This is a genomic window from Cryobacterium sp. TMT1-62, assembly GCF_004403145.1.
Lineage (GTDB): Bacteria > Actinomycetota > Actinomycetes > Actinomycetales > Microbacteriaceae > Cryobacterium > Cryobacterium sandaracinum.
Window position 1 is genome coordinate 41,889 of sequence record NZ_SOGZ01000036.1, and the last position, 14,495, is coordinate 56,383.

General features: G+C 69.8%; 14 protein-coding genes. 12 read left to right on the plus strand and 2 right to left on the minus strand.

Annotated features, from left to right (window positions below):
- Positions 1–20 precede the first annotated feature (20 nt).
- From E3T34_RS10860 to E3T34_RS10880, 5 genes are all read left to right on the plus strand, one after another.
- A complete protein-coding gene (locus tag E3T34_RS10860) occupies positions 21–845 on the plus strand; it encodes an FUSC family protein (protein WP_241977396.1) in 825 nt (274 codons plus the stop codon).
- Positions 846–911: 66 nt separating this feature from the next.
- Positions 912–2,327: a ferric reductase-like transmembrane domain-containing protein gene (locus E3T34_RS10865; RefSeq protein WP_233191398.1), complete on the plus strand. Its 1,416-nt coding sequence runs from the start codon at positions 912–914 to the stop codon at positions 2,325–2,327.
- On the plus strand, positions 2,324–2,836 hold the full coding sequence (locus E3T34_RS15870; RefSeq protein WP_166785885.1) for an FMN-binding protein: 513 nt from the start codon (positions 2,324–2,326) through the stop codon (positions 2,834–2,836). The genes E3T34_RS10865 and E3T34_RS15870 overlap by 4 nt, the downstream gene beginning before the upstream one ends.
- Before the next feature lie 4 nt (positions 2,837–2,840).
- Positions 2,841–3,632: an FAD:protein FMN transferase gene (locus E3T34_RS10875; RefSeq protein ID WP_241977395.1), complete on the plus strand. Its 792-nt coding sequence runs from the start codon at positions 2,841–2,843 to the stop codon at positions 3,630–3,632.
- 131 nt (positions 3,633–3,763) lie between these two features.
- Positions 3,764–4,006, plus strand: a complete 243-nt coding sequence (locus E3T34_RS10880) for a hypothetical protein (protein WP_134342985.1) — start codon at positions 3,764–3,766, stop codon at positions 4,004–4,006.
- Between the two features lie 316 nt (positions 4,007–4,322).
- Here E3T34_RS10880 and E3T34_RS10885 read toward each other — a convergent pair whose 3' ends face one another.
- A complete protein-coding gene (locus tag E3T34_RS10885; protein WP_134342986.1) occupies positions 4,323–4,715 on the minus strand; it encodes a DUF3054 domain-containing protein in 393 nt (130 codons plus the stop codon).
- A 78-nt stretch (positions 4,716–4,793) separates the two neighbouring features.
- Positions 4,794–5,504: a VIT family protein gene (locus E3T34_RS10890; RefSeq protein WP_104171802.1), complete on the minus strand. Its 711-nt coding sequence runs from the start codon at positions 5,502–5,504 to the stop codon at positions 4,794–4,796.
- Between the two features lie 234 nt (positions 5,505–5,738).
- Here E3T34_RS10890 and sucC point away from each other — a divergent pair, with 234 nt between their 5' ends.
- The 7 genes from sucC to E3T34_RS10925 all read left to right on the plus strand — a co-directional run bounded on the left by sucC (position 5,739) and on the right by E3T34_RS10925 (position 14,463).
- Positions 5,739–6,908, plus strand: a complete 1,170-nt coding sequence (gene sucC / locus E3T34_RS10895) for an ADP-forming succinate--CoA ligase subunit beta (protein ID WP_104171905.1) — start codon at positions 5,739–5,741, stop codon at positions 6,906–6,908.
- Positions 6,909–6,921: 13 nt separating this feature from the next.
- Positions 6,922–7,809, plus strand: coding sequence for a succinate--CoA ligase subunit alpha (gene sucD / locus E3T34_RS10900; RefSeq protein ID WP_104100903.1), 888 nt, complete (start codon positions 6,922–6,924; stop codon positions 7,807–7,809).
- A gap of 316 nt (positions 7,810–8,125) precedes the next feature.
- Positions 8,126–9,691 carry a DUF6350 family protein gene (locus E3T34_RS10905; protein ID WP_174843136.1) on the plus strand — a complete coding sequence of 522 codons (1,566 nt, stop codon included), beginning with the start codon at positions 8,126–8,128 and terminating at the stop codon, positions 9,689–9,691.
- A 9-nt stretch (positions 9,692–9,700) separates the two neighbouring features.
- The gene (gene purN, locus E3T34_RS10910) at positions 9,701–10,294 is read left to right on the plus strand and encodes a phosphoribosylglycinamide formyltransferase (RefSeq protein WP_134342987.1); all 594 of its coding nucleotides are present in this window, start codon (positions 9,701–9,703) and stop codon (positions 10,292–10,294) included.
- Complete coding sequence (purH, locus tag E3T34_RS10915; RefSeq protein ID WP_134342988.1) at positions 10,291–11,967, plus strand: bifunctional phosphoribosylaminoimidazolecarboxamide formyltransferase/IMP cyclohydrolase; 1,677 nt, start codon at positions 10,291–10,293, stop codon at positions 11,965–11,967. The genes purN and purH overlap by 4 nt, the downstream gene beginning before the upstream one ends.
- 94 nt (positions 11,968–12,061) lie before the next feature.
- Positions 12,062–13,258 (plus strand): mechanosensitive ion channel family protein, encoded by a 1,197-nt coding sequence (locus E3T34_RS10920; protein ID WP_134342989.1) that lies wholly within the window; start codon positions 12,062–12,064, stop codon positions 13,256–13,258.
- Between the two features lie 119 nt (positions 13,259–13,377).
- Positions 13,378–14,463 carry a Glu/Leu/Phe/Val dehydrogenase family protein gene (locus tag E3T34_RS10925; RefSeq protein WP_134342990.1) on the plus strand — a complete coding sequence of 362 codons (1,086 nt, stop codon included), beginning with the start codon at positions 13,378–13,380 and terminating at the stop codon, positions 14,461–14,463.
- Positions 14,464–14,495 lie beyond the last annotated feature (32 nt).

Below are 14,495 nucleotides of genomic sequence, written 5' to 3' on the forward strand. Positions count from 1 at the left end.
GCGTCGCCGCTGGGCTCGTGATGAGCGTGGCCGAGGCAACCCTGCCGGCCCTGGTGCTCGGGCTCCTGCTCGTGATCACGGCGGGGATCCTGCTGGCATCGACGTATGGCTTGTTCCCCGGCACGCCGATCTTCTTCGTCTTCGCCTACCTGGTCTGTGCGCAGGTGCCCGCGCCGGTCGACGAGATGCTGCCGCGCCTGTTGGTGGCAGTGACGAGCGCCGCGCTGGCCTGGCTGCTCACCATGTCCGGCTGGGCGTTTCGGCGCCTGGTCGGAGACCGCTCCGGCGACCTGTTCAAGGAGCTGCCGCGCACGCCGCTGCTGCGACCGGCCGCGTTCCGCGACGTCCAGGTGTGGCTCACCATCCTGCAGCACCAGGTCGGCGTGCTGCTGGCCGGCGGGCTCGCCCTCTTCGTGAGCATCGGGCACCCCTACCGGGCAGTGGTGAGCGTGGTCGCCGTGCTCCCGCCGCCCCGTGCCGCGCACTCCATCTCCCGGGCGGTGCACCGCATCATCGGTACCGCGCTCGGAGTGGCGGTGACCGCCCTCGTGCTGCTGCCCGGGCCATCCGTCTGGGTGCTGATCGCGGTGATCGCGATCGGCCAGTTCGGCGCGGAAATCCTGATCGGCAGGCACTACGGCGCCGCCCTGCTGTTCGTCACGCCATTGGCGCTGACCGTGGCTCACCTGGCCGACCCGGTCGCCGTGCCGACGCTGCTGGTCGACCGGGTGGTGGAAACCGCGCTCGGCGGCGTGGTCGCGGTGCTGATCGTGCTCGCGGCGCGCGGCCTCGCCCGGCAGCATTCGCGTCGGCTCGGTGGACAGCGTCCACCCCTGAACGCTTAGGAACTGCACAGGTTGCTCCCAGCTTTTCGATAGCCCGTCGATTGGTACGCTCGCGAGGCTCTTCGCATGAGCATCGACACCCGCACCACCCCGCCGCGTCGGCGCACTGCTCCCGCGCCGCGTGTGCGCCCCGAATACCGGCAACGGATGCGGCTGGCTGACACCCTGCAGGTTCTCTGTACCGTCTCCGTCGCCCTCGTCATCGCCCTGTTCCTGGCCGATGGCGGCGCTGCCCGCTTCGCCACCCCCGCAGACGTGCTCACCTCCCTCGGCGTGCTGGCCGGACTGATCGGCACAGACCTGCTCCTGATCATGATGCTGCTGGCCGCACGGTTGCCCGCCATCGACCGGGCCTTCGGCCACGACGGTGCGATGGCCCTGCACCAGTCGCTCGGTAAGCCGGCGCTCTCCCTGATCCTCGCGCACGCCGGGCTTTTGATCGTGGGCTACGCGCTGGCCGGCGAGATCAGCGTCGTCGCCGAGGTGTGGCGCATGCTGACCGTGCTGCCGGACATGCTCCTGGCCGTCATCGGCCTCGGACTCCTGGTGCTGGTGGTCGTCAGCTCGATCGTGATCGTTCGGCACCGCCTGCCGTACGAGGTGTGGCACATCGTGCACCTGCTCTCCTACGTGGCCGTGCTGGCGTCGCTGCCGCACCAGCTCACCGTCGGGGCCCTCCTGGTCGCCGGCTCGCCGCAGTGGTTTTACTGGCTGGCCCTGTACGTGGGGGTGGCCGGCTCGATCCTCGTCTTCCGGGTCATCCTGCCGGTCGTCCGCTCGCTGAGGGCCCGGCTGCGGGTGGAGGGCGTCGACCGGGTCGCCGACGGCGTCGTCTCGATCCGTGTGTCCGGCCACCGCCTGGCCCGGCTTCAGGCCGACGCCGGGCAGTTCTTCATCTGGCGGTTCTGGACTCCCGGGCTCTGGTGGCAGGCGCATCCGTTCTCCCTCTCGGCCGCGCCCACCGGCAACTCCCTGCGCATCACGGTGCGCTCCCTTGGCGACGCCTCTGCCGCGCTCGGCGGCCTGCGCCGGGGCACCCGGGTGAGCGTCGAGGGCCCATACGGACTGTTCACCGACCGGGCCAGAACGTCACCGCGGATCGTGCTCGTGGCCGCCGGTATCGGCGTCGCCCCGATCCGCTCCCTGTTGGAGACGGCGAGTTTCCTGCCCGGGCAGGCCACGGTCATCCTGCGCTCCCACACGCTCGCAGACAGCTACCTGGCCGACGAACTCGCCGAGTTGTGCCGGGCGCGGGGTGCGGAGTTCCGCGTCATCGTGGGGAAGCGGCCGCCGGGTGTGGGGAGTTGGCTGCCCGCCGACGCGGTGGCGGGCCCGGTGAACCTGCTGACCCTGGTGCCGCGGCTGCGTGACGCGGACGTGTATGTCTGTGGTCCACGGCGGTGGACTGATGAGGTCGTGCGGGATGCCCGCTCGGCCGGCCTTCCCCCGCGACAGATTCATTTCGAAAGGTTTGACTGGTGAGAATTCGAGCAGCGGCTGCGGCCGCCCTGGCTTCCGTTTCCGTTCTGTCGGTGGGTTGGCTCGTCGGAGCCCCCGCCGTGCAATCCCTGCAGGCCACGCTGACGACGACCCTGACGAGGCCGCCGTCCAACGAAACGACGGGCGTGTCCTCGACGGGTGGTGGCACGGGCGGTGCGACGACCACGATCGACGCGTCGGCACCTGTCGCCGAGGCGCTCGCGCCCACCAGCGTCACCGGCACGTTCGAGGGCTCAGCCGTGCAGACCCGGTTCGGCCCGATGCAGGTGTCGGTGACCATCGACAACGGCACGATCACCATGGTCACCCCGCTGCAGCTGACCAATGACGACCGGAAGTCGGTCCAGATCAGCAACCGGGCGGCCCCGATCCTGCGGGACGAGGTGCTCGCCGCGCAGTCCGCCAACGTGGCGAACGTCAGCGGCGCGACGTACACGACCCAGGGGTACCTCCGTTCGCTCCAGGCAGCCCTCGATGCCGCACAGTTGTAGCGCGGTGGCCGGTCACACGGCGATCACGGCCCTGAGCACGGGGACCGTCATCAGCATCCGTCTCGGTGACGGCGCCGCCCCGCACGACGACGCCCGCCTGGCTGCTGCCCGGAACGCGGTCGTGGAGGTGTTCCGAGGCTGGAACGAACGCTTCAGCCTGCACCGGGAGGGGTCGGAGCTCAGCCGCGTCAACCGTGGCGAGCTGCGGCTCACCCAGGCCGGGCACGAACTCCGCGACTGCTACGCGCTCGCCCTGGCGTGGCGGGACCGCACCGACGGGGTCTTCACCCCGCACCGCGCCGACGGCGCCATCGACCTGTCCGGCATCGTCAAGAGCCTCGCGATCGCGGAGGCCGGAGACCTGCTGAACCGAATCGGAGCCCGGGGCTGGTCGCTCAACGCAGGCGGGGACATCCTCGTCGGCGGTGACCGGGCGCCCGGCCTCGGCTGGTCGGCCGGGATCGTCGACCCTCTGGACCGAGGAACCCTGCTCGCCACGGTGCCGCTGACCCTGCCGGTGCGGGCCGTGGCCACCTCGGGCAGCGCGGAGCGCGGCGACCACATCTGGACCACCGTCGATGGCGGGGTGTCGCCCTACCGCCAGGTCACCGTCTTCGCCCGGGACATCGTGACCGCGGATGTGCTGGCCACGGCCATCGTCGCCGGCGGGCAGGCGGCACTGGACCGCAGCACGGAGGCTTTCCCGATCGATGTGCTGGCGGTGCTGCGCGACGGTTCGCTGCTGGCCACGCCAGGCCTGCGGGCAGCGTCGGGCCTGCGGGCAGCGTCGGCCTGACCGGGCTCGCGGGCGCGGGGCCTGTCGCCCTGCCTGGATGCCCTTCCTTGTCGCTTGCGGCTCGGGAGCGTAGCGTTGCCGCCGCGGGGATGCCCAAACGGGGCGGCTCCCATCAAGCTGGAGGTGTCATCATGGCGAGCGACCCGGAGGGACTCTGGCCGCGGCGAGCGGATGCGACGAGCGACGGACTCGACGAAGACCGCGAGATCGATGACATCGAACTGACCCTCGACAAGGATGTGCCGCTCGCCGAGCACGGAGATGCGGTGTGGATGATCGACGCCGACCAGCGCCCGGTTGAGCTTGACGACGAGGACGACGACCGGGGAACCGAGGAGCCCGGCGAGCCCGGCGAGCCCGGACCCCGGGAGTAGCCGGCCTCGTCAAACCGATTGGTTCTGTCGCTCTCGGAAGATCAGAGCCGACCGCACCGCGTGGCGCCGTTCACCCCCGGAGGAGCGCCGTGCCCGCGGCGAACCAATTCGACGGAGATTCTCCTGAAAAACGGCTTTTCGAGGGTAATCAGGGCCGTTTCTGGCAAAATCTCCGTCGAATTCGTTCAGGCCGGAGACGCTGAAGCGCCGCGTACTCGAGAGACTCGCCGAGCCGTGAGTTCGGCTCCTCAACCCTGTGGCCCGTGGGGAGAGGAGCTCTGCTCACCGTTCGGCGAGCGTACGTGCGACGGAGCGGCTACGCGACGGCGCGGGTGCGAGCCTGCCGGTGGCGGAGGAGCACCGCGAGCCCGCGCCAGCCGAGCAGGAACACCCCGAGCACGACGGTCGCCACGACGACGAAGCTGAATTCCGTTCCCTGCCCGCTCACGGTGCGCAGCAGCATCCCGACGCCGACGGCGAAGAGCCAGATTCCGGTGCCTGTCCAGACGATCTTTTGCGGGCTGCGCCAGGCGCGCATGACGAGCCAGCCCACGAGGAGACCGCCAAGGAAGGGCAGCCCGGTGATCAGGGTGCCGAGAATATCCTCTTGGTGGCTGGCCCGGCCGATCAGCACGAAGACCAGCACCAGGGCGGCGTCGAGTCCCGCCGCGAGGAGGAGACTGGACCGACTGCTCTGCTGGATTGCCATGCTTCCAGCCTACGGGGGCCCGGAGGGTCAGACCGCGTTGCCGATCCGGCCGCGGTGCCGATCAGACCGCGTTGCCGATCAGACCGCGGTGCCGAGCAGGGAGCCGATCGCCCAGGTGACTCCGAGCGCGAGCAGGCCGCCGACGAGCACCCGGGAGATCGCGCGGGCTTTCGGACTGCCGCCGAGGTAGGAGCTCAGCCAGCCGGTGATGACCAGGGCGATCGCGACGGCGAGGAAAGTGGCCGGAAGGCGCCACTCCGGCGGCGGCAGCAGCACCGCCAGCAGTGGCAGGCTCGCACCGACCGTAAACGCGATGGCGGAGGCGTAGGCGGCGTGCCACGGGTTCGACAGCTCGTCGGCGCCGATGTGGAGTTCCACCTCGAGGTGCGCGGCGAGGGCGTCGTGCGCGGTCAGCTCGAGGGCCACCTGCTTCGACGTCCGGGGGGTGAGCCCCTTTGCCTGGTAAAGGTCGGCCAGTTCGGCGAGCTCCTGCTCGGGCATGTTCTCGAGTTCCCAGGTCTCCTTGGCGATCAGGGCGCGCTCGGTGTCGCGCTGGCTGCTCACCGAGACGTACTCGCCCAGGGCCATCGAGATCGCGCCGGCGAGCAGGGCGGCGACACCCGCGATCAGGATCGCCGAGGCATCCGTGGTCGCCGCCGCGACGCCGACCACCAAGGCCGCAACCGACACGATGCCGTCGTTGGCTCCGAGCACGCCGGCCCGCAGCCAGTTCAGGCGCGAGGCATGGTCGGCGGAGTGGGGATCGACGCCGTGTTCGGGTTCAGTCATGACTGAATCCAAGCAGGCGGATGCGCGCCGCGCCAGCAAGGACTGGCTTGCCTCACGGCGGCAACTTCACGGCGACCGACGTGCGGCGCACGGCGTGTTCGCGATGTCGGCGGGGACCGATAGAGTTTCAAATGGTACGTATGTCTTGATGTCGAGCTATCTGCGGCGCGGGCATCCGTGCCCTTGCCCCTCAAGACCTTGCAGGAACGCTACGACGCGGATTGGAAGAGCAGCGTGGATCTTTACGAATATCAGGCACGAGACCTGTTTGAACAGTATGGAGTCCCGGTTCTGCCGGGCATCATCGCGGACACTCCGGAGGAGGTGCGTGCCGCGGCCGAGAAGTTGGGCGGCGTTGTTGTCGTCAAGGCCCAGGTCAAGGTCGGCGGCCGCGGCAAAGCCGGCGGCGTGAAGGTGGCGAAGACCCCCGACGACGCTGAAGCCGCCGGGCGCGCCATCCTCGGACTCGACATCAAGGGCCACACCGTCAACCGGGTCATGGTGGCCGGCGGAGCCCGTATTGCGCAGGAGTTCTACTTCTCCGTGCTGCTGGACCGCACCAACCGCTCCTACCTCTCGCTCGCGAGCTACGAGGGTGGCGTGGAGATCGAGGTTCTCGCTGTCGAGAAGCCCGAAGCGCTCGCCTACACGGCCATCGACCCGATTGCCGGGATCGACCTGAACACGGCCCGTCAGATCGCGGTCGACGCGAAGTTCCCGGCCGACCTCGTCGACAAGGTCGCACCCGTCTTCGTGCAGCTCTACAACGTATTCACCGGTGAAGACGCGACCCTGGTCGAGGTCAACCCGCTCGTGCTGACCGAAGAGGGCGACGTCATCGCCCTCGACGGCAAGGTCACGATCGACGAAAACGCCGGCTTCCGCCACCCGAGGCACGCCCTCCTCGAGGATGCGGCCGCTGCCGACCCGCTCGAGGCGAAGGCCAAGGAGAACGACCTCAACTACGTCAAGCTCGACGGCGAAGTGGGCATCATCGGCAACGGCGCCGGACTCGTGATGAGCACCCTGGACGTCGTCGCCTACGCCGGCGAAAACCACGGCGGCGTCAAGCCTGCCAACTTCCTCGATATCGGGGGCGGAGCATCCGCCGAGGTCATGGCCGCCGGTCTCGACGTCATCCTCGGTGACCCGCAGGTCAAGGCCGTGTTCGTCAACGTCTTCGGCGGCATCACCGCCTGTGACGCTGTGGCCAAGGGCATCGTGGGCGCGCTCGCCGAACTGGGCAGCGCCGCCAACAAGCCGCTCGTTGTGCGCCTCGACGGCAACAACGTCGAGGAAGGCCGTCGCATCCTCACCGAGGCCAACCACCCGCTCGTCACACTGGCCGCCACCATGGACGAGGGTGCCGCCAAGGCCGCCGAACTCGCCCACGCCGCGAAGTAAAGGATTTTCGAACATGTCAATCTTCCTCAACAAGGACTCCAAGGTCATCGTGCAGGGCATCACCGGCGGTGAGGGCACCAAGCACACCGCCCTCATGCTGAGGGCCGGCACCCAGGTCGTCGGCGGCGTGAATGCTCGCAAGGCCGGCACCACCGTCGTGCACGGCAGCGTTGAGCTGCCCGTGTTCGGCACGGTTGCCGAGGCGATCGAAAAGACGGGCGCGGATGTCTCCATCGCATTCGTGCCGCCGGCCTTCACCAAGGACGCCGTCATCGAAGCCATCGACGCCGGCATCCCGCTGCTCGTCATCATCACCGAGGGTGTGCCCGTGCAGGACTCGGCCGAGTTCTGGGCCTACAACAACGCCAAGGGCAACAAGACCCGCATCATCGGTCCGAACTGCCCCGGCATCATCACCCCCGGTGAGGCGCTCGTGGGCATCACGCCGGCGAACATCACCGGCAAGGGCCCGGTCGGCCTCGTCTCCAAGTCGGGCACCCTGACCTACCAGATGATGTACGAACTGCGCGACCTAGGCTTCTCCACCGCCATCGGCATCGGCGGCGATCCCATCATCGGCACAACGCACATCGACGCGCTCGAGGCGTTCGAGGCTGACCCCGAGACGCTCGCCATCGTCATGATCGGAGAGATCGGCGGCGACGCCGAGGAGAAGGCGGCAGAGTACATCAAGGCCCACGTCACCAAGCCCGTTGTCGGCTACGTAGCCGGCTTCACCGCCCCCGAGGGCAAGACCATGGGCCACGCCGGCGCCATCGTCTCCAACGGGGCCGGAACCGCCCAGGGCAAGAAGGAGGCCCTCGAGGCCGCCGGGGTCAAGGTCGGCAAGACGCCGAGCGCGACCGCCACCCTGCTGCGTGAGGTTCTCGCGGCGCTGTAACCGGCATCGCTGCACAAGCACCGAACGACAGGGCCCGCCTCACCAGGCGGGCCCTGTCGCGTTGTCGGCCGCGGCCGACGAGCCTGCCTGCCGTGCCTCTGCCTGCCGCCTGCCGTGCCTCTGCCTGCCGCCTGCCGTGCCTCTGCCGCCCTGCCTCTGCCGTGCCCGGGGCCCGAACGAATTCGACGGAGATTTTGGTCAGAACCGGACCGAAATATCTGTTCCAGCCTGGATCGAGCAAAATCTCCGTCGAATTCGTCACCGCGCGGCGGGGGGCAGGGGAGCCGGGGCGGCGGAAACGGTAGGCTCCGATCGGATGAAACGCTTAACGACCGCCCTGCTTGCCGCGCTCGACGCGCTCATTGTCGTAGCCATCGGGGTCGGCATCGCGCTCGTTCCGCTCACGGTTCTGTGGGCCACGCAGTTCGACATGGCCGTCAACTGGCTTGTGTTCTGGCGTGCCGCGGTCGACGTCTGGCTCGTCGGCAACGGCGTCGACCTGGTCGTCCAACTCGACCCGACTCTCGTCGCCGCCCTGAACCTGCCCGGCTCGGACGCCGCGTTCCCGATCACGATCGCACTGCTGGGCTTCGCGCTGATGGCCGTGCTCTTCGGCTTGCGCACCGGCCGCCGGGCGGCGGAAACCCCCTACCGCTGGGTCGGGGTGACGGGCGCCATCGCCGGCTACGCGCTGCTGACCGCTCTGCTCGTGCTGTCGACCGGCACGGATGCCGTGCGCCCCCAGACGGTACAGGGTCTGGTTCTGCCTCCGCTCATCTTCGCCGCCGGCGTTCTGATCGGCGCCGGCCAGGGTCAGCTGGACCGCCTGATCGGCAGCATCCCCGGTCTGCCCGGCCGCCTCCCGGGAGTCGTCCGGGGCGCGGGCCGCGGCGCAACCGGCAGCAGTGCCGACAGCGCCGGCAACGTCGCCAGCGTCAGCGGTTCCGGCGCCGGCAGCAGCGCCGGCAAGAGCGTCCACGGCCTCAATGACACCAGCAACACCAGCAACACCAGCAACACCAGCAGCAACACCAGCAACATGGGCGCCGCAGCCGGCCTGCTCCCGGTCGCGGTGCGCGCGGGCGCCGCCGCGGCGCTGCGGAGCGGAACGGCCGCGGCCGCCGGTATCCTCTGCGTCTCCGGGATCACCGTTTTCGTGCTGATCCTAACCAGCTACGCCACCATCATCGGACTCTACGAGACCGTGCAGGCAGGCGTCCTGGGCGGCATCGCGCTCACACTCCTGCAGCTTTCGCTGATCCCGAACCTGGTTATCTGGGCCGCGGCCTGGTTTGCGGGACCCGGCATCGCGGTAGGCGTGGGCACCAGCGTGTCCCCGGTCGGCACCTCGCTCGGCGCCGTACCGGGCCTGCCGATCCTTGGCGTGCTGCCGCAGGGCAGCCTGGCGTTCGGGTTTGTCGGCCTGCTCGTGCCGCTGCTGGTCGGTTTCCTCGCCGCCGTCATCCTGAGGCAGCGGGCGACCGCGGATGTCCCTCCTTCCATCTCGGAACGGCTCCTCACGGGCCTCGGCACCGGGTTCGTCGCCGGTGTGCTGCTCGGGCTGCTGGCCTGGTGGTCGGGCGGAGCTCTCGGCCCGGGCCGTCTTGTCGAGGTCGGCCCGAACCCGCTGCTGGTCGGGGCGTTGGTCGCGCTCGAGGTCGGCATCGCGGCCTGCCTCGGTCTCCTGACTCCCGCGCCCACGGTCGGCGAGAACGGCTCCGGGCGCGGTGCGACGGGCGAAATGCCGGGAACGAAGCCGGGCACGAAGCCGGGCACAAAGCCGGGCACGAAGCCGGCAACCGCTTCACGTGCGGCGCGCAGTGGGGATACCGGGGTCGGTCGTCTCCTCGGCCGGCTGCGCGACGCGCTCCCTCGCCGGTAGGCTTCTCCCGTGCTGAACTTGGTCGTACTGATCTCCGGCGGGGGATCCAACCTTCGCTCCCTGCTCGAGGCCTGCCGCGCCGCCGAATACCCGGCCCGCGTGGTGGCCATCGGCTCCGACCGGGACGCCGACGGGCTCGTGCTCGGCGAGGAATACGGCATCTCCACGTTCACGGTGCCGTACACGTCGCATCCGTCCCGGGAGGCCTGGGGCGACGAGCTCCTCGCGCAGATCCAGCAGTGGGACGCCGACCTCATCGTGCTCAGCGGCTTCATGCGCCTGCTGCCGCCCCGGGTGGTGGCGGCGCTGACCCCGAACCTGCTCAACACGCATCCGGCCTACCTGCCCGAATTCCCCGGGACGCACGGGGTGCGTGACGCGCTCGCCGCCGGGGTCGCCGAAAGCGGCGCCAGCCTGATCGTGGTTGACACCGGCGTCGACGACGGACCGATCATCGCGCAGGAACGGGTGCCGGTGCTGCACGGTGACACCCAGGCATCCCTGCACGACCGCATCAAAATCGTCGAGCGTCGCCTGCTGGTGCAGGCCGTGCTCGATATCGCCAACGGACACGTCGATCTCAAGGAGTATCCCCACATATGAGCGGTCCCACTAACGCCCCGAGCCTGTACCGCCACCGCGACGTCGTGCCCGTGCAGCGCGCCCTCATCTCGGTGAGCGACAAGACGGGTCTGGTCGAACTGGCCGCAGCTCTCGCGGCGACCGGCGTCGAAATCGTATCGACCGGTTCAACGGCCGCCTTCATCCGCGCCGCCGGCCACGACGTGACGGATGTCTCCGCCGTCACCGGCTTCCCCGAATCCCTCGACGGCCGGGTCAAGACCCTGCACCCGGGAGTGCACGCCGGTATCCTCGCCGACCTGCGCCTCGAGGCGCACGAGGCGCAGCTCGCCGACCTCGGCATCGCCGCATTCCAGCTCGTCGTCGTGAACCTGTACCCGTTTGTCGAGACCGCCCTGTCGGGTGCGGTCCCGGCCGACGTGATCGAGCAGATCGACATCGGCGGCCCGGCCCTCGTGCGCGCCGCGGCCAAGAACCACGCCAACGTCGCCATCGTGGTGGACCCCGACAACTACGACGAGATCATCGCAGCCGTCGAGGCCGGCGGCACCCCGCTGACGCTGCGCCAGAAGCTGGCCTCGCTCGCCTTCGAGCACACCGCCGGCTACGACCTGAGCGTCTCCGCCTGGTTCACGGAGAACGTCTACGACCAGTGGCAGGATGACGCAGCGGCCCTCGACGAGGAGATCCTCGAGGAGTTCGACGCCGTGATCGGCGACGCCCTCTCCGAGGAGATGCCGTTTCCCGAGACCCTCGTCATCGAGGCCACCCGCAGTGCGGTGCTCCGCTACGGCGAGAACTCGCACCAGGCCGCGGCCCTCTACCTCGGCGAGGGCGGACAGGGCATCGCGCAGGCCGTGCAGCGCCACGGCAAGGAGATGTCGTACAACAATTACGTCGACGCGGATGCCGCCGTGCGCGCCGCCTACGACTTCGTCGCACCGGCCGTCGCCATCATCAAGCACGCCAACCCCTGCGGCATCGCCGTCGCCAACCCCAAGGCGCCCGACGCGATCGCCTCCGCGCACCACCGCGCGCACGACTGCGACCCGATCTCCGCGTTCGGCGGCGTCATCGCGGCCAACCGCACGGTCACCCTCGGTATGGCCGAGACCGTCAGTCAGATCTTCACCGAGGTGCTCGTCGCCCCGGGTTTCGAACCGGCCGCGTTCGAGCTGCTCAGCGCCAAGAAGAACATCCGCCTGCTCGAGCTTCCGGTTGACTACCACCGATCCTCGCTCGAACTGCGCCAGATCTCTGGCGGCCTGCTCGTGCAGGAGTCCGACACGTTCGACGACCTCGACTCGTCGACCTGGGCCCTCGCGGCCGGCGACGAGGTCGACGCGGCCACCCGGGCGGACCTCGAGTTTGCGTGGAAGGCCTGCCGCTCCGTGAAGTCGAACGCCATCCTGCTGGCGCGCGGCGGGGCATCCGTGGGCGTCGGAATGGGCCAGGTCAACCGGGTCGACTCCTGCCACCTCGCGGTGCTGCGGGCCGGCGACCGGGCGGCCGGCTCGGTCGCGGCCTCGGACGCGTTCTTTCCGTTCGCGGACGGCCTGCAGGTGTTGCTCGACGCGGGCGTCACCGCTGTTGTGCAGCCCGGCGGCTCCGTGCGCGACGCCGAGGTCATCCAGGCGGCCGCGGATGCCGGCGTCAGCATGTACTTCACCGGGGAGCGCCACTTCTTCCACTAGGCGTTCATCGGGGCAGCCCCGGTGCGGCCACGGAATCTGGCACGATTGAAGGAACCGTGGCTTCGCCAGACCCGTCCCGGCAGGAAGGAACGCCGTGCCAGACCTCGAGGGATTCATCCAGACCGGCTACCTCGTCGCCCTGGCGGTCGCGGTCGTGGCCGCGGTGGCGATCACGGCGATCGTCGCCCTGGTCTTCCGGGTGGTGGGCCGGAAGGAAGCCTGGGCGCGCACGCTGGTCGGCCTGGTCAGGGTGCCGTTCCGGTTGACGCTGCTGGTGGGCGCGATCTGGACCGTTAACACGCTGTTCCTGCAGACCTCCGAGGGGATCGAACGACTGGTCGACTTCTTCTTCCGGGCCCTCTTCATCGCCGCGTCCACCTGGCTGGTCTGCGCGCTGCTCTACTTCTTCGAGGAGGTGGCGGCCGCCCGCTACCGCATCGACGTGCGCGACAACCGCGTCGCGAGAAGGGTGCGTACCCAGCTGCGGATGCTGCGGCGCATCGGCGTCGTCGTGATCGTCATCTGCGCGATCGGGGCAGTGCTGCTCAGCATCCCCGGCGCCGCGACCCTGGGCGCGAGCCTGTTCGCCTCAGCCGGTCTGCTCAGCGTCGTGGCCGGCCTGGCCGCGCAGTCCACTCTCGCGAACGTGTTCGCCGGCATCCAGCTGGCCTTCAACAACGCCCTGCGGGTCGACGACGTGGTCATCGTCGAGACCGAGTGGGGCAAGATCGAGGAGATCACCCTCACCTACGTGGTCGTGCACATCTGGGACGACCGCCGCATGGTGCTGCCGTCGACCTACTTCACCACCAACCCGTTCCAGAACTGGACCCGGCACAACAGCGAGTTGCTCGGCGCGGTCGAGTTCGACCTCGACTGGCGTGTCGACCCAGCCGGCATGCGCGTGGAACTCGACCGCATCGTCGCGCAGACCGAGCTCTGGGACGGCCGCGTGGTCGTACTCCAGGTGACGGATGCCGTGGGCGGCTTCGTGCGCGTGCGCGTGCTGGTCTCCGCCGCCGACGCTCCCACCCTGTTCGACCTCCGCTGCCTCGTGCGCGAGAACCTGATCGACTGGCTCAACACGCACAACCCCGAGGCACTGCCGGTGGGACGGATGGAACTGCGGCGTGAACCCCCGCGTGCGGAGGTTCCCGCGCGCGCCGCGCCGTCGGCCCACCCCGTCACCGCGCCCATCGGGCTGTTCTCCGGCGACGAGAACGCCAAGGCGCGGGCGGCCGAGTTCACCGCGACCATCCCCGTGCAGGAGGGTCCGGCCGAGAAGCGCTGACGCGCCGCCGGTCACGACGCGCAGTCGGGGAGTCGCGCGGCTATTCTGGTGCAGTCGACGCGTCACGATCGCGGCGGCACAGCCAGCCCACAAGGCCGACCAGCGAGGAGAACCACCCCATGACGCTCACGCACCCCACCACCTCGCTGGATGCCCTGATCGGCCTCCCATTCACGCACGAGCGCGTGTTGATCACCACCGGCATCCGTTCGGGCCTCGTGATCACCGTGGCCGTGCACTCCACCCGGCTCGGCCAGGCCCTCGGCGGCGCCCGCCTGTGGCAGTACGAGAACTGGACGGATGCCGTCGCCGACGCCCTGCGCCTGTCCGCGGCCATGACGCTGAAGAACGCGGCCGCCGGGCTGAACCTGGGCGGCGGCAAGTCCGTGATCCACGTGCCGCTCGGCACCGAGTTGAGCGAGGCGGAGCGGCGTGACGTCATGCTCGACCTCGGCGACGCCATCGAAAGTCTGGACGGCGCGTACATGACGGCCGAGGACGTCGGCACGAACGCCGAGTCGATGGCCATCGTGAAGGAACGCACCGACCACGTCTGCGGTCTCCCGGCCGCCAGCGGGGGCGTGGGCGAACCGGCCGACGCGACCGCGGCCGGGGTCTACGCCAGCGTGCTCGCCACCCTCGACGCCCTGTTCGGCAGCCGCGAGGTGTCCGGCCGGCACATCGTCATCTCCGGCCTCGGCCAGGTCGGCGGCCGCCTTGCCGGCGAGCTCGCCGCCGCCGGGGCACGCCTCACGGTCAGCGACGTCAACCTGGGCAAGCAGCAGGTCGCCGCCGGCCTCGGCGCGACCTGGGTCCCCGTCGACGAGGTGCACCACGTGCCGGCCGACCTGTTCGTGCCCTGCGGGCTCGGCGGGGTGCTCACCGCCCGGGTGATCGGTGAACTCAATGTGCTCGGGGTGGTCGGGGCCGCCAACAACCAGCTCGCCCAGCCGGAGGGTGCCGCCCAGCTGGACGCGCGGGGCATCCTCTGGGCACCCGACTTCGTTGTGAACGCCGGCGGCGTCATCTACCTGGCCCTGGCCTCGGAGCCGAACGCCGACCGGGCCGTCGTGACCGAGCGGGTCGCCGCGATCGGCGATGTCGTCGCGCAGATCTTCACGGATGCCCGCGAGCAAGGCATCACAACGCTCGCCGCCGCCGAGCGCCTCGCTGCCGCGCGGCTGGACGCCGCCCGCCCGCGGTAGCCGCCCCGGGCGGCTCCCCGGTCGCTTCGCCG